This is a genomic window from Neorhizobium sp. PAMB6630 (assembly GCF_058242775.1).
The window spans coordinates 1,279,800-1,297,569 of record NZ_JBZAYV010000002.1 but is presented as its reverse complement, the minus strand read 5'-3'; the positions used below and the strand labels follow the sequence as shown (position 1 = coordinate 1,297,569).

The window sequence follows — 17,770 nt, the reverse complement described above, 5'->3', positions numbered from 1 at the left end:
ATTACCTCGTGACCGAAAAGCGGGTTTCAGAGGTGAACCTCGTCATGTCGAAATTGCGCGTTGCCTCAATCAGGCGCAGCAACCCGGTTGCTGCCCGATCCAGAACCAGGGCGCCTTTGGTGGCATCGGCATTGGCGGCATTGCCGCTGACGCCTGAGGGATGAAGATCCTGCGCCTGCCAGCCGAAACCGACCGCACCTTCCGCCGTCAACGGGCTACCGGAATTTTCGATCTCGACGGTCAGCGGCACGAAATCCTCGGCCTTGTCCATGGCGACCAGTTCAGGTGCAATGGCCAGCATCATGCTGGTTTCGATATCGCCGCCGTGAATACCTTGGGTGATTTCCGTCGCAGAAAACAGATCGTCGACAGGTGCAATCCTGAACCAGGAACACGCAACGGCCAACATGTCGAGTTCGACGCGAATATCGCGGCACGTCATCTCCATGAGGGAGATCTGCCCGCCATGTGAATTGAACAGGATCATCTTTCGCACACCAGCGCGCTTGACGCTTCTGGCGATGTCGAGCCAGACGAGGCGAAGAGTTTGCGCCGAGATGGTGAGTGTCCCCGGAAAGGCGAGGTGCTCATCCGATTTACCGACACCGAATGCCGGCAGGATGAGGACGTCAGCGTTTGCCTCCAGCAACGGCACCATTCGCTCGATGATGGCAGCGTTGATGGCGGCATCGACCTGTACGGGGAGATGGGGGCCGTGCTGCTCGACTGCCGCAATCGGCAGGATCACGACAGTCTCGCTCAGGTCACGGGATGCAAATTCGGCGGTCGAATAATCGGCCCAGTAGAAAGAGTGTGTCATGTGCCGCTCCTGACGGCCGGCATGTCTGTCTCGGGCGTGCTTTCCGATTGCCTGTTGGCCTCGGCGATCGCGCTCTCGAAATCATCCGGAATAGGCAGATCCGGTGACATGTAGGATTCAAGTTCCGGCACGATATCCGCTTCCCGATCGAGCAGAAGCCGGCGCAGGACACCACGCACGAGCCGTGGAACGGCATGCTTGTGCCCGCTAATCGAGGTGGAGTGCGGACCATGACTGACGAAACTGCTGCTGTTGAAAGCAAACACCCGGCTGACCCATGTCTCATCCGGATGTTTGGGGATGAAACCGTAGAATCCATCGAGATAAGGATACCGTGCAAGGCGGGCATCCGCAGTTCCATCCAGCGGCGTGTAACGCTCGCCCCAAAGCGCGATTTTGTCGGCTATGGTCTTCAGTTCAGGCCTGACGGCGAGATCGACATCCATGCCCGTCGCAAGAAGCAGGTGATCGAATTCCAGAATGCCGTCCGGTGTGGTGACATGGATCGCATCGGCCTTTTGCGAGACGTCCAGCCATGGCGTTGCGGGGCGGAGCCTGAACTTTTCAAAGCGCATCGCGGTCTCGAAACTGCGCACTGGCGGCGGCTGGTCGGCACTTCGGAAGAACCGGGCGATATCCCAGCGCGTGGTGTCGGAGAGGTCGGGATAATGCGTCATCATGCCGGGCGTTTCGATGGCACGATGGGGATTGGTGCGCGGCAGGCGCGCACGCCGGAAGCAGAGATCGACGGAGGCAGCACCGGCTTCCAGCGCCTTGATCGCATTGTCGAACGCAGAGGCGCCGTGGCCGAGCATGCCGACGCGCAATCCCTTCAACGCGCCGAAATCGACCGGACCATTCGTGTGATCGAATTTTTCCGGTGCAAGGGCTGCGGAAACCAGTGGCGGGACACGCCATGCGCCAGCGCCATCATATCCCGTAGCCAACACGACGGTTCGCGCCAAGGTTTTTTCGATTTTGCCGCCAATCATCATGGTAACGGCGATCAGGCCGCCTTCCGGGGCGACATCCAGCACCTCGCAATGATTGGTGATTGCGATGTCGAACACATCGGCATACCAGTCGAGATAGGCCTTCCAGTCCGTGCGCGGAATGCGAGACAGGTCTGCCCACGCCTGGCGCCCGTAGCGGGTTTCGTACCAACGGCGAACGGAGAGGTTGACGATATTGAACTCGCTGCCGACCGTTGTCTTCGGGGTGCGCAACTCCTCCATGCGGGCGAATGTCAGCCATGGCCCTTCTTCACCCGCTGCACCACGATCGAGCACGCGGATATGGCCCAGCCCGTCCCATTTCAAGGCCGCAGCAATCGTCACGCCGGACTGACCACCACCGACAATGATGACATCGGCAATCTCAGCCGCGTCGGGTCTCTGCAGAACGCTCAGCCAGGGTGCGCTGGGGTAGCCAAGCGCTGCAAGATCGCCAAGTGCCTCCTGCTTCAGGTCGTTTAGCGTCATGCGCGGTGCTTCCAGTGGGGCAATCATCATCGGTCATCTCGTCCATGGGCCAACCGTCCGCGCAGGCGGCGTCGGCGATTGAATTCGGTCAGTGCCACGATGAGGGCCGTCAAGACGAGAACGGCAACCTGCATGGCATTCAGGTCTGGCTTCAGCTCGCGCCGGAATTCAGATGCGACGATGAGCGACAGCGGCTGCGTGCGACCGGCGAGGAACATCGAGACGGTCAGATCGGCCAGCGACAGGATGACCCCGATGGAATAGGCAGCACTGAGCGCCGTGCTCAGCTGTGGCAGCAGAACGCGCCGGAAACTCTGCCATGGGGTTGCGCCGAGGTCCCGTGCCGCTTCCTCAAGCCGCGGATCGAGCCGTATCATGACGGCCGCGATGATTGTGGTGGTGAACGGCACGGCGACCAAAGTCTGCGCCAGGATCAGCGCCGTTGCCCCACGCCCCAGTCCCACCCAGTTCATCAGCATGGCCTGCGCAATGGAAAGCACCGTCTTCGGCACCAGAAAGGGAACGAGGATCAGAACGGCAAATGCGACACGAAACTTCAGGCGCGGCGATGTCACGGCCAATGCCGCCATCAGTCCGATCAGCGCGCCGAGCACGCCGACGGGCTGAGCGATCAGAAAACTGGTGATGAAGCCGCTCAGAAACGCTTTGTTGCCGAAAAGGTCGGCGTACCAGGAGAGGGTAAAACCGCTCAACGGGAAGGCCATCGTACTTGCGGCGTTGAAGGAAAAGATCCCGAGAACGACGATCGGCAGATAGAAGAAACAGCCCGCCAGACCGAGCGTGAGGATGACCAGACGGCTCATCGCGCCCCCCGCCGAAAGACGGCCCGCGCACCATCAAACCGAAGTAGGACGCCCACGAACCCGGTGGCAAAGACGAGCAGAACGACAAGCAGGCTGAGCGAGAGTGCCGAGGCCAGCGGCCAATCGAAGGCGGTGCCGAACAGGTTGTCGATCATGGCCATCGGGGTCGCGCCCGACGTCCCGCCCAAAAGGCTTGGCGTCATCATGTCGCCGGCGGCAAGCGCAAAGACCGTAAAAACGCCGACGGCCAGACCAGGCGTGGTCAAAGGCAAAATGATCTTGAAGAACGCATCTATCGGGCGAGCGCCGAGATCACGCGCGGCTTCGATCAAACGTTTGTCGATCAGTTCCGCAGAGATCCAGATGGCCAGCACCATAAAGGGCAGATTGTTGTAGAGAAGCACGAGATGCGTGGTGAACGGTGAAAACAGCAGGAATTTCAATGGCTCCGAAATTGCTCCCAGCCATTTCAGAGTGGCGTTGACCAGGCCTTCGGAGCCCAGAACAACCCGCCAGGCGTAAATCCGGACAATCTCACCGGTATAGAGCGGTGTGAGAAGAACGATACTGCCGACACCCTTCCACAGAAGGGGAAGGCGCGTCATGGAGACGGCGATCGGGTATCCGATGATTGCTGCCAACACCGCCGTACCCGCGCCGGAAACGACCGCCTTGCCGATCAAAAAAGCGAAAACCGGGTTGGCGAACATCTGCACCCAGTTCTGCCCGGAAAAGGCCGGGACGAGCGTGAACGCATCGAGATCCACCTCGAAAACGCTGAAGACCGCAAGCAGGGCAAGCGGAAAAATACATCCCAGCATCAGAATGCACGCGACGGGGATAGCAAGTTGCCCCCGGTGAAAAGCCGGAGCCATCAGTCTATCCTTGTGATGAATGCGCGGTCCTGATCGATGACAAGCCCGACAGTCTCTCCAGATGTCAGAGGATTATCCGACATGAACCGCAAGATGACACCGTTGACCTCGGCCTCGACGAGGTAGCGGTCGCCTTTGAACACCACATGCCGGATTGTCGCCTTGAGACCGTGGGCACCTGTGCGCACATGTTCTGGCCGAATGGCAAGCACTGCCTTGTCGCCTTTGGATAGGCCCTCAACCGCAGGACATTGCACGATACCGATGGCCGTTTCTATCGAAGCCAGGCCGGCGGCTCCGCCATCGATGATGTCGCCGGGAATGAGCGTTGCTGCGCCAATGAAATCGGCAACGAAGGCGGTGGCCGGACGCGCATAGATCGTCAGCGGCGCAGCCTTTTGCACGATGCGCCCCTTGTTCATGACGACGACGATATCCGAGAGTGCAAAGGCCTCTTCCTGATCGTGCGTGACGTAGACGAAGGCGATGCCGAGGCGTCGCTGCAAGTCCTTCAGCTCGATCTGCAGGTGCCCGCGCATCTTCTTGTCCAACGCGGACAGAGGCTCGTCCAGCAGAAGCAGATGCGGCTCGGCAATGATGGCGCGGGCGACCGCGACCCGCTGCTGCTGGCCGCCTGAGAGTTGGTGTGGATAACGATCGCCGAATTCCGCCATATGCACGGCATCCAGGGCTCTTCTGACCCGCGCTGCCACATCGACATTGCTTTGGCGGCGCAGGGTCAGGGAGAACGCAACATTTCCGAATACGGTGAGATGTGGAAACAGTGCGTAGCTCTGAAACACGGTGTTGACGGGACGCCGCTCCGGCGGAACACCGGAAAGCGACCGTCCGTCCAGCACGATCGAACCCGCGTTTGGTGTTTCGAAGCCGGCTATCATGCGCAAAATCGTCGTCTTGCCGCATCCGGAAGGGCCGAGAAATGTCGTGAAGGCCCTTTCCGGAATGTCGAGATCGATGCCATCGACCACGCGCTGCCCACCATAGTTTTTGGTCAGCCCGCGAGCGGAAAGCAACAATCCCGATCCAGAGACATCTGGCGCCCTGTCAGGCGTATTCACCATGATCAGCTTGCCTTGACTTCATTCCAGATCTTCAGCCACTCGGAGTAATTTTCCGGTGCGACGGGCCACATGAACGACTTCATCACATCCATGTCGTCGACGAAGATCGCTTCCTGCTCTTCCTTTGACAGCGTGTCGCGGATGATCGGGGACGTCGTCGCATAATTGCCGATCTTGGCAACCTGTGTCGCGTATTCCGGGCCCAGCAGATAATTGATGAATTTGTAGCCGATCTCGCTTTTCTCAGCAGACAAAGTGGCCGGCATGGCAAAGCAGTCGCACCACCCCATGATGCCGGCCTTCGGTTTTGCCATGCCCATCGGCAGCTTGTCTTTCAGGACGTCGAACGGAACCCGCCATGAAAAGGCACAGGAGACCTCGCCGGTCGCAAACAGGTTGGTGAGGTCGCCGATCGTCTGCCAATAGGTGCGCAACAGCGGCTTTTGCGCAATCAATAGCTTTTTGGCCTCCGCCAGTTCCTTGGTCTCCATGACGAACACCTTGTCACGCGGCACCCCGGCAACCAGACCCGCAATGGCAACAGACTCCAGCGCATAGTCGCGCATGGCAAGCTGGCCCTTATATTTTGCGTTGAACAACGTCGTGTAGTCGGGCTCGCTCTCGAACTTGTCCTTGCGGTAGACGATGGGATTGAGGCCCCAGAGATAGGGGACCGCGAACTGCTTGCCTGATGCATCGAGAACCTTGGGGGTTGTCTTGAAAACATCGTACATCTTGGCGGCGTTGGGGATCTTGCTCATATCGAGTTGTTCGAGCAGCCCTGACTTGATGTAGCGCCAGCTTCCGTTCAGCGACGGGTTGATCATGTCCCAGTCAGACGCCGTGCCGGTTTTCAGTGCTGCGAACTGTGCATCTTCGCTGGAGAGATAGGAGAGCTTCACCTTGACGCCCGTCTGCGCTTCGAAGGCAGCGACATATTCCGGATGCCCGTTCGAATCCCAGGTTGCCCAAACCATCTCGGCAACCGCAGCCCTGGCGCTGCTTGACGAACCGAATATCCCTGCCGCCGTGCCAGCGGCCATTCCTGCAAGCACGTCACGTCGGCTAAATCCTGAACCTGCCATCATGCCCTCATCTGGTTGGGATTGAACAGCCAGCAGTGTGGTATGTTTGGGCGAGGATGCCTATAACGGAACTCCAATAGACTATATTGCGCTTTGTCAGTTTTGTGCGGATTGACGGCTTCAGGCGGCCTGAAGCGTCGCTCAATTGTAGACCGGCGCCTGGGGAACAAAACGTTCGATCGTTGCCGGTTTCTGATCATAAACGCGTATTGCGGCGGCCACTGACTTGATCATTTGCCGCAGCCAGATGTGGTCAGGAGACTGGTGCTTGCATTCGTGCCAGAGCATGTAAAACTGCATCTGACCAAGCTCGCGTGGGGCTTCCAGAATCTCGAGCGGAAATGACTGGGCAATCTGCTCGGCAAATATTCGACCGGTGGTGAAGACGAGATCCGATTGCGTCAGAACGTAAGGTGTGATGGCGTATTCAGGCACGGACACGGCGATACTGCGTTTGAGCCCAAGCTCTATTAATCGCCCGTCAATCGGGCTCAGTTGCGCGCGCTTGTCGGATGTCGGAGAAAGATGCTTTTCCTTCAGGAATGCGTCCATCGTGATCGGCCCATCATGACTGGCCAACCGGTGATCTGAGCGAACCACGCAGACGATGTCTGTCGTCAACAACGGCGACATCCGCAGATATTCGGGCGGATGCGGCCAATTGCCGATGACAGCATCGATGGATCCATCCGACAGTTGGCTGATCAGGTCCTCGTAGCTCGGCATGTGCGACGCATCGACGCCGACACTGGGCGCTCCTTGTGCAATTTTTCCGACGAGTTGCGGCAGAAAAACAGCTCCGAGGCAATTGTCGGCGACGATACGGAAGTTTCGCTTTGCGGTCGCCGGGACAAAGGTGGCATGGGGCGCAAGATGGGCGTCGATCTGACCGAGAATGTCGCGCAACGTCTCTTTCAGGGCAAGACCTCGCTCCGTTGGCACCAGCGCCCCTCCGGACCTCACCAGAAGCGGATCGTCCAGCAGTTCCCGCAGTCGTTTCAGCGTCAGGCTGACCGTTGGTTGGGCCTGCCCCAGAATGTCGGCGGTTTTCGAAACGCTGCATTCCGTCAGCAAGGTCAGGAGCGTGCGCATCAGACGCACATCCATCATCCCATTCGCCTGTCGCGTCATGATCGAGCTTTCCCCTTGTTGAACGATGCAACAAGCTTGAGAAGACGCATATTTCATGCCAGCTGAGTGGCAGTTATACCGTTATGCATGATCATTGCAGTCGAGACCGTCTAAAGCCAGCTGTCAGGCGGCTGATGGGCTCTGCTCTCCATGGCCATTGGCGGACAGTGCCCTTTATCGCAGCACTCAGGTGCGATCTTTTCGATGCTCCATGGGCTCTCAACGGTCCGATCCATGCCACCGCTTTGCTGACCTATGGGGAATAGAAACGGGTCAAGACTTTGTCGCCCAACGACATCGTCGTCCTCGACAACTTTGGTCGCCACACAGGCCAGGCCGCTTGTTTCGGGAGAGGCTTTTCAATCAGTGACCGGATTCGTCGGTTGTGGGCCCCCCGCAACCAAGTCCTGCATCGAATTGGCGTTGAGTGACGTCCCCAAATGAAAAGGAAGTGCGTTGGCGAGCGCCCTGTGCGGGGCCGGCAAGGCCGGTTCAGGCGGCCCACGGTAAACGCGCCACTTCTTTCTGCGGCTTTGCAGTCTGCAATCTCTGGCGCTGGATTAAGACATCGGCGATCATCGTCATGAGGGTGTGCCCGTCGCAGTCACGGAACGCCATTCGCACATCACATTCCCCATCCGATAATCGACCTAGTCGGGCGCATCATTTTAACTGGCGCGCGCACCACACCGTGTCACGGCATGAAGCCGCCGCCGTTTACCCAGAGTACCTGTCCGGTCATGAAACCGCTCGCAGGCGACAGCAGGAAATCGATCGGGCCGACGATATCCTCCGGCAGCGCCAGCCGCTTCATCGGCGTCATGGCGCGATAGGCCTCCAGCGGCACGATGGACGCCTCGTCCTCATCGGAACGTCCCGTGCCGCCGCGCAGGAAGGCCGTATCGACGAGACCGGGTGCCACGACATTAAAGCGGATGCGCGGTGCGTTTTCCACGGCAAAAGTCTTGGTCAGCGCGATCACGCCGGCCTTGGAGGCCGAATAGGCGCCGTAGCCCGGTCGGATATTCGAAGCCAGGCCCGAGGCGACATGGACCACCGCCCCGCCTTTTGCCATCAGCGGCAAGACTGCCTTTGCGGCAAGAAAGACACCGCGCAGATTGCCATGCGTGATTTCGTCGAAATAGTCTGCGTCGGTTTCTGCAAGAGGCTGCAGTTTGCTGTTGTAGCCTGCAAGATTGACGAAACCATCCATTTCACGCCACAGGCCAGCCAGCTCTAAAAATGCAGAGCCGACCGCTTTCTCGTCGCGGACGTCGATCGGGATTGATTTCACCCCGCCTGTCTGTGGGTGCCGGTCCAGCGAACCCGCAAGATCAAGCACGATGACGTCGTCGCCTCTGGCCTTCAGATGGGCGACGAGCGCGCGGCCGATGCCACCGGCACCGCCCAATATGGCGATGCGGCGACGCTTTTCAGTGTCGACCATCAGGCAACCTTTCCCGCATCAAGCGACCGGAAGAAGGCAACGATCTCCTCTTCGGAGACGACATCGGCGTATTTCGCGTTCATATCGAAGAGGTTCGCCTCGTGTGGTGCCGGATGCCGATCCCCGCAGGCCTCGCGCACCACGCTGGTGATGAAGCCATGCGACATGGAATCGACGCAGGATGCCCGTACACAGCCGCTGGTGGTGAGGCCCGTCAGCACGACATTGTCGATCCCCATTGCCGTGAGCGTCGAGGCAAGCGAGGTGCCGAAGAATGCTGAGGGATATTGTTTCGAGACGATGATCTCATCCTCGCGCGCAACCAGGCCCTTGGCGAAAGCCGCGGTTTTCTCGCCCTTTACGAAGGAGGCGAGGGGCTTTGCCTTTTCAAAAAAGCGCCCGCCGTTGAGGCCCCCCTTCTGATAGGTGACCTCGGTCAGGATCACCGGAATGCCCATTTCATGCGCCACGTCGCGGATCCGCAACGCCGAGGCCAGTGCCGCGTCCACACCGGCATAAAGCACGCAGTCGGGATCAAAATAGGCGTCTGCGAAGTCGATCAGGACAAGCGCTGGACGCTTTCCAAAACCGACCCGGTTGGCATAGGCGATTTTGTAGTTGTCATCGAGATCCTCGGTCATCGTCAGTCCCTCAGATTTCTGCAAAGCGGCGTTCGAATTCCCAGACATCCTCAAAGCCAAGCAGTTTGTTGAATTCTGAGAAGGAATAAAGGTCGATATCCGGCGAGGTGATGCCGTTGGCCTTGAGATCCTTGAAAGCCTTGTCGAGAGCGGCGCCGACGCTGAGGAAACCGAGTGCCGGGTGGATGGCAATGGCATAGCCGAGTTCCTTCAGTCGCGCCGCCGACAGAAGCGGGGTGCGCCCGCCATTGACCATATTGGCAAACAGTGGCGCCTGAATGCGCTCGGCAACCGTCTTCATTTCCGCCTCGCTTTCCGGCGATTCCACGAAAACGACATCGGCGCCAGCTTCCCGATAGGCATCGCCACGGCGGATAGCCTCGTCGAGGCCAAGGCCGGTGCGGGAATCGGTGCGGGCGATGATGAGGAAATCACGGCTTGAACGCGCGTCGCTCGCGACCTTGACCTTGCGGACCATATCCTCCAGCGGAATCACCCGGCGGTTTGGCGTGTGGCCGCATTTCTTGGGAAATTCCTGGTCCTCGATCTGGATTGCCGTCACGCCAGCGTCTTCATAACCGCGCACGGTATGGCGCACGTTGAGCAGGCCGCCATAACCGGTATCGGCATCGGCGATCACCGGGGTGCTGGTCATCTTCACGATCTGGCCAATCCGCTCGATCATGTCGCGATAGGTGGCAAGACCGGCATCGGGCAGGCCAAGATAGGAAGCGACCGTGCCGTAGCCTGTCACGTAGAGCGCCTTGAAGTCCTGGCGATCGGCAATCAGCGCCGAAATCAGATCGAAGACGCCGGGGGCGAGAATGAAGTCCTTGGCCTCAATGGCCTGCCTGAGACGGGGATCCGCCATGGTATTCCTTCCTATGTTTTCGTTTTTCGTTGATGTCGTTAATGCTGGGCCAGCAGCCTGCCATAGGTGTCGAAGCGGTCCTTGATGCCGCAGGCGCGCAGCATGGCCCAGAAGGTTGCCTGATTGGATGTGACGACCGGCACGCCATGGCGTTCCTCAAGCGCTGCAATCAGCGGCAGGGTGGGGAAATCCGTGCAAGTGATGAGAATGGCGTGGCTGCCGGGCACAAAACACCTGTTGACATGGGCTTCGATCGCCTCGAGCGGTGTCTCGGCGATGCGGACATAGTCTGCAGGTCCGCTCTCTCCGATACCAAGCCCGATCAGCCTCGCCACCTCGAAACCGTTTTCGACGAGGAATTCCGTTTCGTGATGGTTGAGCTTGTCGTGATAAGGCGTTGCGACCGAGAGGCGCGTCACGCCAAGCGTCTTCAGTGCGCGGATGATCGCAGCTGAGGTGGTGACGGCCTTGACCCCGGTGGTGCGGCTGAGGCCATCCGGCAGGCTATCGACCGGATTGATCATCGAGCCCGCCGTGCAGGCATAGGCGATTGCATCAACGCGCGCCTGTTTCAGCATTGCGAAAACGGCTTCAAGGTCGCGCATCAAACCGGCCTTGCCTTCTGCGCTGACGGTGTCGGCGTGCAGCGGCATGCGATGGGTATGGAAGGTGACGCCCGCTGGCATCATCCGCTGCCATTCGGCCTCGTTCACCGTGTTTGTCGGCGGTGTGATCAGACCAAGCTTGGCGCGGCTTGAGTAGACGGATCTATGGCGTTCTGACATGCAATCTCCAAAAGGTAGGTATGTTTGAATATATTTACTGAGATTTGTCCATACATCCAAAGGCGCTGATTTCGATCTTCCCCACCGCGTTGCTTCGCGACCGGTGTTACCCCGGCGAGAATTGTTGTAGAGGAAGGGCGATTGAACGCGTAAAACGCCGAGCTGCGCCAACTGAAAGTGACGCATGACAACAAAAGAGGATGATCTCGCTCTGGACCGCCCGACCGACGGCTTGCCGCGCTATGCGCAGATCCAGAAGATCCTGGAAGACAGGCTTGTCAGCGGCACCTATCCCGTAGGCAGTCTGATGCCGCCTGAACTGGAACTGGCCGTCGAATTCAACAGCAGCCGCACCACGATTCGTGAAGCGCTGCGTTATCTTCGCGAGCGCGGTTATGTCGAGCGACGCCAGGGTATCGGCACGCGCGTGATCTCTGACGCGTCGCGCACCACCTTTTACCAGTCCTTCGGTTCCCTTGAGGAACTCTTCCAGGTCGCCGTCGAAACCTACTATGTCGTCATGGACATCAAGACCGTGACGCTGGACGCAGAGCTTGCGGAATTGGTCGGCGGAAAGGCCGGCGAGGAATGGATCTTGATCAACGGCGTGCGCTGGACCGAGCCGGGTGGCAAGCCGATCTGTTATATTCAAAGCTATGTGCCGAAGCGGTTCGAACATGTCGTGGCGCAGTTTCACGACCACCAGGGCCCGTTCTTTGCGCTGCTCGAACGTTATTCCGACGGTCCGATCGAAGAGGCCGTTCAGGAAATCCGGGCCATGCCCATGCCTGGCGAATTCATCCGCCAGCTGGGACTGAAGCCGGGATCGTGGTCTCTGCAGTTGCTGCGCCGTTATGTCACCCAAAGCGGTGTGCTGATCGCCTCGTTCAACTGGCACCCTGCCGAGCAGATGGCCTATCGGATGCGCATCCATCGTGCCAAGGAAGCGGGCAGCGAGTGAACTCCTTGATGCCTGGCGTATCAGGGCGACCCATCGCGCTGGTTGCCGCGCTAAACCAGGCGCTCCCGCGCATCTAGCCAGCGTTGTCGTCATGGAACAAAGACCGGGTGGTAGTTGCCATGCCCATCCCGCCTGACCTGCATGGCTGCGAAATGCCGGAGATGGGCCGGAATGAGCAGGTCTTGGCGCGCAACCGCCTGTTCGAGCAGCGCCCGACGCGTGGCAATCGCCCGTTCGGGATCGCTGCAGAAGCGGCTCGCCCAGTCCGGATGATACACCTGCACCGGCGTGTGGATGGCATCGGCACAGAAGATCGCCCGGCGCTCCTGCTGGCAGAGGCAGAGCCCGAGTTGGCCGCGGCTATGTCCGGGCAGGGCCACCAGATCGAGGCCTGCAGCGAGAGAAAACCCTTCATCGACAAACTCCGCGCGGCCGTCCTCGACCACCGGCATGACACTGTCGACGAAGGAGCCGTGATTGTGCTGGCCCGGCGCCTGTTCCTCTTCGGCGCGCCATTGGGCGAACTCGGCACGACCGATCAGATAACGTGCTTTGGGAAAAGTCGGCACCCAGCGGCCGTCGATCAGCTGCGTATTCCACCCCATGTGATCGGCATGCAGATGGGTGCATAGCACAATATCGATATCCTCCGGCCGCAGACCTGCGCGCGCCAGGTTTTCGAGATAACCGGTTGCCGCGCGCTCGTGCCAATCGGCGCGGCGAGGGCGCGGTTTGTGTTCACCGACGCAGGTATCGATCAGCACATTGAGGCCGCCGACCTGCAAAAGATGGCTCTGCACGCCAAGCAGGATCGAGCCGTTGTCGAAATCCACATGATGTGGCGCAAGCTGCGCCTCCTGCGGGCGAAGCGTTTCCACGCTTTTCCCGGGAAAGAGCAGGTCAACCGGCAGCGCGAAGGGATCAAGATCGCTGATCGTCGTTATGCGTGCGGAGCCGAAAGTGAACATGAGCGCGCCGTTCCTACATAATCGCCGGTTTTTCGATCGGTGTGGACTGCGCCTTGAGCGCCGCCTGGGTGGGGTCGATCTGCTCATCGAAAAGTCGGGCTATGAAACGGGCGCCGCTGATGCCGTTCGACTCGTCGGCCGAGAGCCACCCGATCATCCGGCGCATGATCGACGCCGGCAGGAGATTGCCGTCCGCCCCCTTTTTGTCCGGGCTTGGCGGCAACAGATCCGTGTCGGCCGCGCCGCCGGGCAGATAGACATTGACGTCGACCCCGGTGCCGGCGAGATCCTGCGCCCAGATGCGTGAAGCCGCTTCCAGCGCCGCCTTGCTCGGACCATAGGGCGCGTAGCCCCGCCTCACCATGGTCTGGTCGCTGGTGGAGATGTTGATGACCTTGCCGAAGCTTCTCGCCACCATCTGGGGCACTGCGGCCCGCGCCATGTTGAAGGCGCCGTTGAGGTTGGTGTCAATGATCTCGCGCCAGGCCTCCGGTTCCGTTTCCCAGAAACGTGTCGGCTGCGTGTTGAAGGTCTCCGACACGCGGCGCATGCCAAGCCCTGCATTGTTGATCAAGACGTCGACGCGGCCGAAGGCGGCGATTGCTGATGCGACGGCCGCCTCGCACTGGGCATAATTCGCAACATCCGCGACAAGGGCGAAAGCCCTGCCGGGACCCCTGCGGTTTGCTTCGGCGACGGTGTCGTCCAGCGCAGACCCCGCGCGCGAACCAATGACTGCGACCGAGGCCCCGGCCGCCGCCAGTGCCAGTGCCATTTCGCGGCCGAGGCCGCGCGAACCGCCGGTGACGATGACCGGGCGGCCGGAAAGGGAAGGGTAGGTCTTGCCCATCGCCATCATTCCCCGCCCATGCCCATCCGCGGCATCGCGCGCGGCGCGCGGGCGATGATGGTGGTCTTCATCTCGGTAAACATCGCCTGCGAGCCCTTGGCGCCCTCGCGGCCGAGACCCGATTGTTTGTAGCCGCCGAAACCGGTGCGAAGATCCCGCACGATCGGCGTGTTGACGAGCACAGTACCGGTGCGCAGCGCCGAGGCCGTGCGCATGGCGCGTTCCAGATCCTGGGTCCAGACATAACCGACAAGTCCGAAATCACTTTCATTCGCCTTGGCGACCACCTCTTCCTCGTCATCGAAGATCTGGATTGCGGCAAACGGGCCGAAGATTTCCTCGCGGCAGATGGCAATGTCATTCGAAGGTGCCAGCATCGCGGTCGGCTCGAAGAAATAGCCGGCATTGACATTGCTGTCGCGATGGCCGCCGCAGAGCAAGGTGGCGCCTTCGACCTTGCCGGTCTCGGCGTAGCGCGCCATGCGCTCGCGTTGCGCATGGTTGATCATCGGCCCTATCTCGGTGCCCTGCACGAGGGGATCGCCGATTTTCAGCGCCCGTGTGCGCTGCGTAAAGCCGTCTATGAAGCGGTCTGCGATGCGACGCTCGACGAAGATGCGGCTGCCGGCCAGGCACATCTGGCCGTTGTTCATGAAGGAACTCATCATCGCCCCGTCGAGCGCCTGATCGAAATCGGCATCCGCAAAGACGATATTGGCCGATTTGCCACCGAGTTCCATCGCCGAGCCCTTGATGCCCTTGGCGAGCGCGGTGAGGATCGCAGCACCCGTCACGGTGCCGCCGGTAAACGAGACCATGTCGATGCCGGGATGCGAGACCAGTGCGGTGCCGGTGACCTGGCCGCGGCCGTTAACGAGGTTGATCACCCCGTCCGGCAGGATGCCCTCGATGATCTCCACCAGCCGCGTGACAGTAAGCGGTGTCAGTTCCGAGGGCTTCACCACGCAGGCATTGCCGAAGGCAAGCGCGCCGGCGATCTTCATGGCGGTCAGCCCGAGCGGCATGTTCCAGGGACCGATCAGCGCACAGACGCCGATCGGCTCATAGGTGACGATGCTCATCAGGCCGGGCTCCTGGGTGAACACATCGCCGCCGGCCTGGTTGATATATTCGGCGAAGAAACGGAAATTATAGGCCGCGCGCGGCACATGGACGTTGCGGGTCTGGCTGAGCGGGATGCCGGTGTTGATGGTCTCGAGTGCTGCCAGTTCGTCGGCATGGGCGAGGATCGCATCATGGATTGCCAGCAATGCAGCCTGACGCTCGGCCACGCTCGAGCGCCCCCATGGCCCCTTGTCGAAAGCGCCGCGCGCCGCAGATACGGCGCGATCCACTTCGTCAGCGGACGATTCGTAAAGTGTGGCAACACGCTGTTCGGTGGTGGGGTCGATCACGGCGATTTCTTCCGTGGCGGATGGACCGCTGAAGCGCCCGGCGACATAGCCGCTGATGGGCAGGGGGCTGCGGCTCAATTCGTCGCGTTTTTGATGCACTGGCTGTTCCTCAAGCGTTGATCGCGTTTTTATCGATGCGGGCCGCGGTTTGGATCGCGCGGCCTCGGCTTGGTGGAGAGAATGTGGCCGGACATGGCGGCTGCCGCCCACTCGCTGTTGCGGGCACTCAGTGCGGCATGGATGTCGCGATGCTGCCGGTTGGAGCGAACCACATCGACCCGCTGCTCCATCACGAACTGTTTGACGAGGATCAGCGGCAACGCTGCCGCCGGTGCCGTCAGCCGCTTCAGCTGCGCCGAGCGGGTTGCATCGATGATGAGGCCGTGGAAATCCGTATTGAGCGACAGGAAACGTTCCGCCACCGCACTGCTCGTATCCGTCTCGATCTCGGCCATCGCGTCGATCAGGTGTTGCAGCCGGACAAGTTCGGCCGGCGTGATCTTCTGTGCCGCGATCGAGGCGGCATAGGCTTCGTGCTGCGCGCGAATGTCGAAGATGATCGACACTTCTTCCGGAGAGAAATGGGTAACGAAACGATGGCGGTTGCTGACCGTGGCCAAACCCTCGGCGGCGAGCCGCCGCAGCGCCTCGCGCACCGGGGTGCGGCTGGTGCCGGTCATGGTCGCCAGCATTTCCTCGGGAAGATGATCGCCAGGCTTCAGCTCGCCGCGCAGGATCGCTTGGCGAATGCCCTGATAGGCCTTTTCAACCGGCCGCTGCAGATCGGTATCTTCAATCTCGATACCCTCGGAGCCCCCGGACAGATCATCTTCCTCAGCTTTGTTCATCGTGTCTTCACCTCGATATGGTTGGCATGGTTTTGCCTGTACCAGGTTGCGATTTCCTCGCGGGTGGTAAACCATACATCGTCAAATTGCTTGGCGTAGCGGATGAAATCCCGCAATGCGCGTATCCGGTATGGCTGACCGATGACGTGCGGATGCAGACCGATGTTCATGAATTTGCCTGTCGTCTCGCTTTCGGCATAAAGCCAGTCGAACTGCTCCTTGAACATCTGCAGCCCGCCTTCCGCACCGAGCCCCTGGCGCAGGAAGCTGAAGTCATTGACCTCAGACGTGTAGGACACGGAGACCATGGGCTTGCCGCTGCGGGTCTCGACCATATAGGGCTGGTCGTCATTCAAGAGGTCGCAGATATAGATCAGTCCTTCCTCTGCAAGGATGTCGATGGTGTTGAGCGTTGAACGCAGCGAACTGGAGAGCCAACCCTTGGCCTTGAACCCGCAGAATTCCTCATAAACATTCAGGGTGGCGCGGATCACCTCGCGCTCCTTGTCCTCATCGAACATGTTGTCGGTGAGCAGTTCGGACTGCACATAGTTATGGGCAACGATTTCCCAGCCGCGGTCGAGCGCCGCGCGCACCACCTGTGGCCGCTCCAGTGCCATCTTGGCATTGATGGTGCAGCTCGATGGCACGCCCTCTGCGTCAAAGATATCGAACATGCGCCAGACGCCGACGCGCTGGCCGTATTCGCGCCAGGTATAATTGGCGTTGTCATAGACATTTCCGGGAAGATCTCCCCCGACAATGCTGGGGCCGCCGGGGTAATAGGGTTTTGGCGTGTCGCGCACCGGGTCCCAATATTCGAAATTGGTCGTGAGGATGATGGCGAGACGCTTGCCGTTCGGCCACCGGAGCGGCTTGCGTTCGTTGATCGGAACGAAATCGTAATGCATCGATTGCTCCGCCCGTCTCAGTGCTGCGACAGGAGAGAGCCGAAGCCCTGCACCTTGTCTTCGATGCCATTCTGGCGCAGTGCATACCAGTAGGTCGCCGTGTTGATGGCGATCACGGGCTTGTCGAGCCAGAATTCGGCGATGCTGGCGACACGCGCCATGGCAAGGTTGGTGCCGACCTGGACGATCGCCTCGACGCTGGAATCATTGACCTCGTTGATGCTGTCACGCAGTTCCTGCTCGCTGACGTGAGCGATCTGCATCGGGCTTGGGCAGCGCAGGCCCTTGAGATGCACGACCTCATAACCGCAATCGGAGAAGAACTTGATCACCTGCTTGTCGCCGACCGGCATATACGGTGTGACGACGCCGATACGCTTGATGTCGCCGTATTTGGCCAATGCCGCCTGGCAGGCATCGGAGCCCATCGTGACCTTCACGCCAGCGCGTTCCTCGACGCGCTTCTGGAGTTCTACCGAACCATCAAGTCCGTCCCAGAACGTTTCTGCCGACATTCCCATCACCAGGTGATCGGGGCTGCAGGTCATCACGGAATCGATCGACTGCATGATCGCTGCGCGGATATTGTCGATGAGCTTGAGGAAATCGTCGTCGCTATGAACCGGATCGTCCGGGATCGTGATGCGCGAAAAGTGGTTGGTCACGCCGACGGGGCTCATGCGGTCGAATTCCGGCTGCACGGACGTATTGGTCGAAGGCGCGATGACGCCGAATTTTTTGCGGTATCCGAGGCTGTCCACCATGTCTGAAAAAT

The 17,770-nt window shown here is 60.0% G+C and carries 18 protein-coding genes; 1 reads left to right on the top strand and 17 read right to left on the bottom strand.

Annotated elements, in window-relative coordinates; all coding sequences use genetic code 11:
• Position 1: 1 nt before the first annotated feature.
• The 11 genes from AC4CWF_RS24625 to AC4CWF_RS24575 all read right to left on the bottom strand — a co-directional run bounded on the left by AC4CWF_RS24625 (position 2) and on the right by AC4CWF_RS24575 (position 11,042).
• Complete coding sequence (locus AC4CWF_RS24625; RefSeq protein ID WP_491286393.1) at positions 2-820, bottom strand: creatininase family protein; 819 nt, start codon at positions 818-820, stop codon at positions 2-4.
• Complete coding sequence (locus AC4CWF_RS24620) at positions 817-2,331, bottom strand: NAD(P)-binding domain-containing protein (RefSeq protein ID WP_491286391.1); 1,515 nt, start codon at positions 2,329-2,331, stop codon at positions 817-819. The genes AC4CWF_RS24625 and AC4CWF_RS24620 overlap by 4 nt, the downstream gene beginning before the upstream one ends.
• Entirely contained in the window at positions 2,328-3,125 is a 798-nt protein-coding gene (locus tag AC4CWF_RS24615) for an ABC transporter permease (protein ID WP_491286389.1), read from the bottom strand. The genes AC4CWF_RS24620 and AC4CWF_RS24615 overlap by 4 nt, the downstream gene beginning before the upstream one ends.
• The gene (locus AC4CWF_RS24610; protein WP_491286387.1) at positions 3,122-4,000 is read right to left on the bottom strand and encodes an ABC transporter permease; all 879 of its coding nucleotides are present in this window, start codon (positions 3,998-4,000) and stop codon (positions 3,122-3,124) included. Before AC4CWF_RS24610 ends, AC4CWF_RS24615 begins: the two co-directional genes overlap by 4 nt.
• Positions 4,000-5,082: an ABC transporter ATP-binding protein gene (locus tag AC4CWF_RS24605; RefSeq protein ID WP_491286385.1), complete on the bottom strand. Its 1,083-nt coding sequence runs from the start codon at positions 5,080-5,082 to the stop codon at positions 4,000-4,002. Before AC4CWF_RS24605 ends, AC4CWF_RS24610 begins: the two co-directional genes overlap by 1 nt.
• A gap of 2 nt (positions 5,083-5,084) precedes the next feature.
• The gene (locus AC4CWF_RS24600; RefSeq protein ID WP_491286383.1) at positions 5,085-6,059 is read right to left on the bottom strand and encodes an ABC transporter substrate-binding protein; all 975 of its coding nucleotides are present in this window, start codon (positions 6,057-6,059) and stop codon (positions 5,085-5,087) included.
• 249 nt (positions 6,060-6,308) lie between these two features.
• Positions 6,309-7,298, bottom strand: a complete 990-nt coding sequence (locus AC4CWF_RS24595) for a LysR family transcriptional regulator (protein WP_491286381.1) — start codon at positions 7,296-7,298, stop codon at positions 6,309-6,311.
• 694 nt (positions 7,299-7,992) lie between these two features.
• A complete protein-coding gene (locus AC4CWF_RS24590) occupies positions 7,993-8,745 on the bottom strand; it encodes an SDR family oxidoreductase (protein ID WP_491286379.1) in 753 nt (250 codons plus the stop codon).
• Positions 8,745-9,386 carry an isochorismatase family protein gene (locus AC4CWF_RS24585; protein WP_491286377.1) on the bottom strand — a complete coding sequence of 214 codons (642 nt, stop codon included), beginning with the start codon at positions 9,384-9,386 and terminating at the stop codon, positions 8,745-8,747. Before AC4CWF_RS24585 ends, AC4CWF_RS24590 begins: the two co-directional genes overlap by 1 nt.
• Before the next feature lie 10 nt (positions 9,387-9,396).
• Positions 9,397-10,257, bottom strand: a complete 861-nt coding sequence (locus AC4CWF_RS24580; RefSeq protein WP_491286375.1) for an isocitrate lyase/PEP mutase family protein — start codon at positions 10,255-10,257, stop codon at positions 9,397-9,399.
• A gap of 38 nt (positions 10,258-10,295) precedes the next feature.
• Positions 10,296-11,042, bottom strand: a complete 747-nt coding sequence (locus AC4CWF_RS24575) for a maleate cis-trans isomerase family protein (protein ID WP_491286373.1) — start codon at positions 11,040-11,042, stop codon at positions 10,296-10,298.
• 184 nt (positions 11,043-11,226) lie between these two features.
• On the opposite strand from AC4CWF_RS24575, the gene AC4CWF_RS24570 reads away from it, so the two are divergent.
• The gene (locus AC4CWF_RS24570; protein ID WP_491286372.1) at positions 11,227-12,003 is read left to right on the top strand and encodes a GntR family transcriptional regulator; all 777 of its coding nucleotides are present in this window, start codon (positions 11,227-11,229) and stop codon (positions 12,001-12,003) included.
• 89 nt (positions 12,004-12,092) lie between these two features.
• Here the strand turns inward: AC4CWF_RS24570 and AC4CWF_RS24565 are convergent, their stop codons facing one another.
• The 6 genes from AC4CWF_RS24565 to AC4CWF_RS24540 are packed head-to-tail and all read right to left on the bottom strand — an operon-like array spanning position 12,093 to position 17,759.
• Entirely contained in the window at positions 12,093-12,971 is an 879-nt protein-coding gene (locus AC4CWF_RS24565; RefSeq protein ID WP_491286371.1) for an MBL fold metallo-hydrolase, read from the bottom strand.
• A gap of 13 nt (positions 12,972-12,984) precedes the next feature.
• Positions 12,985-13,821 carry an SDR family NAD(P)-dependent oxidoreductase gene (locus AC4CWF_RS24560; protein ID WP_491286369.1) on the bottom strand — a complete coding sequence of 279 codons (837 nt, stop codon included), beginning with the start codon at positions 13,819-13,821 and terminating at the stop codon, positions 12,985-12,987.
• Between the two features lie 5 nt (positions 13,822-13,826).
• Positions 13,827-15,335, bottom strand: a complete 1,509-nt coding sequence (locus AC4CWF_RS24555; protein WP_491286367.1) for an aldehyde dehydrogenase — start codon at positions 15,333-15,335, stop codon at positions 13,827-13,829.
• A 29-nt stretch (positions 15,336-15,364) separates the two neighbouring features.
• Positions 15,365-16,084 (bottom strand): GntR family transcriptional regulator, encoded by a 720-nt coding sequence (locus AC4CWF_RS24550; RefSeq protein ID WP_491286365.1) that lies wholly within the window; start codon positions 16,082-16,084, stop codon positions 15,365-15,367.
• Positions 16,081-16,995: a polysaccharide deacetylase family protein gene (locus AC4CWF_RS24545; RefSeq protein WP_491286363.1), complete on the bottom strand. Its 915-nt coding sequence runs from the start codon at positions 16,993-16,995 to the stop codon at positions 16,081-16,083. The genes AC4CWF_RS24550 and AC4CWF_RS24545 overlap by 4 nt, the downstream gene beginning before the upstream one ends.
• 17 nt (positions 16,996-17,012) lie before the next feature.
• Positions 17,013-17,759, bottom strand: a complete 747-nt coding sequence (locus AC4CWF_RS24540; RefSeq protein ID WP_491286361.1) for a maleate cis-trans isomerase family protein — start codon at positions 17,757-17,759, stop codon at positions 17,013-17,015.
• Positions 17,760-17,770: the final 11 nt, after the last annotated feature.

What these genes read in the sequence shown, in the direction of transcription:
- AC4CWF_RS24575 (WP_491286373.1), bottom strand. Translation starts at nt 11,042, where the DNA reads ATGTCAGAACGCCATAGATCCGTCTACTCAAGCCGCGCCAAGCTTGGT.
- AC4CWF_RS24545 (WP_491286363.1), bottom strand. Translation starts at nt 16,995, where the DNA reads ATGCATTACGATTTCGTTCCGATCAACGAACGCAAGCCGCTCCGGTGG.
- AC4CWF_RS24625 (WP_491286393.1), bottom strand. Translation starts at nt 820, where the DNA reads ATGACACACTCTTTCTACTGGGCCGATTATTCGACCGCCGAATTTGCA.
- AC4CWF_RS24560 (WP_491286369.1), bottom strand. Translation starts at nt 13,821, where the DNA reads ATGGGCAAGACCTACCCTTCCCTTTCCGGCCGCCCGGTCATCGTCACC.
- AC4CWF_RS24620 (WP_491286391.1), bottom strand. Translation starts at nt 2,331, where the DNA reads ATGATGATTGCCCCACTGGAAGCACCGCGCATGACGCTAAACGACCTG.
- AC4CWF_RS24600 (WP_491286383.1), bottom strand. Translation starts at nt 6,059, where the DNA reads ATGGTTTGGGCAACCTGGGATTCGAACGGGCATCCGGAATATGTCGCT.
- AC4CWF_RS24590 (WP_491286379.1), bottom strand. Translation starts at nt 8,745, where the DNA reads ATGGTCGACACTGAAAAGCGTCGCCGCATCGCCATATTGGGCGGTGCC.
- AC4CWF_RS24610 (WP_491286387.1), bottom strand. Translation starts at nt 4,000, where the DNA reads ATGGCTCCGGCTTTTCACCGGGGGCAACTTGCTATCCCCGTCGCGTGC.
- AC4CWF_RS24570 (WP_491286372.1), top strand. Translation starts at nt 11,227, where the DNA reads ATGACAACAAAAGAGGATGATCTCGCTCTGGACCGCCCGACCGACGGC.
- AC4CWF_RS24550 (WP_491286365.1), bottom strand. Translation starts at nt 16,084, where the DNA reads ATGAACAAAGCTGAGGAAGATGATCTGTCCGGGGGCTCCGAGGGTATC.
- AC4CWF_RS24565 (WP_491286371.1), bottom strand. Translation starts at nt 12,971, where the DNA reads ATGTTCACTTTCGGCTCCGCACGCATAACGACGATCAGCGATCTTGAT.
- AC4CWF_RS24540 (WP_491286361.1), bottom strand. Translation starts at nt 17,759, where the DNA reads ATGGTGGACAGCCTCGGATACCGCAAAAAATTCGGCGTCATCGCGCCT.
- AC4CWF_RS24595 (WP_491286381.1), bottom strand. Translation starts at nt 7,298, where the DNA reads ATGACGCGACAGGCGAATGGGATGATGGATGTGCGTCTGATGCGCACG.
- AC4CWF_RS24580 (WP_491286375.1), bottom strand. Translation starts at nt 10,257, where the DNA reads ATGGCGGATCCCCGTCTCAGGCAGGCCATTGAGGCCAAGGACTTCATT.
- AC4CWF_RS24605 (WP_491286385.1), bottom strand. Translation starts at nt 5,082, where the DNA reads ATGGTGAATACGCCTGACAGGGCGCCAGATGTCTCTGGATCGGGATTG.
- AC4CWF_RS24615 (WP_491286389.1), bottom strand. Translation starts at nt 3,125, where the DNA reads ATGAGCCGTCTGGTCATCCTCACGCTCGGTCTGGCGGGCTGTTTCTTC.
- AC4CWF_RS24585 (WP_491286377.1), bottom strand. Translation starts at nt 9,386, where the DNA reads ATGACCGAGGATCTCGATGACAACTACAAAATCGCCTATGCCAACCGG.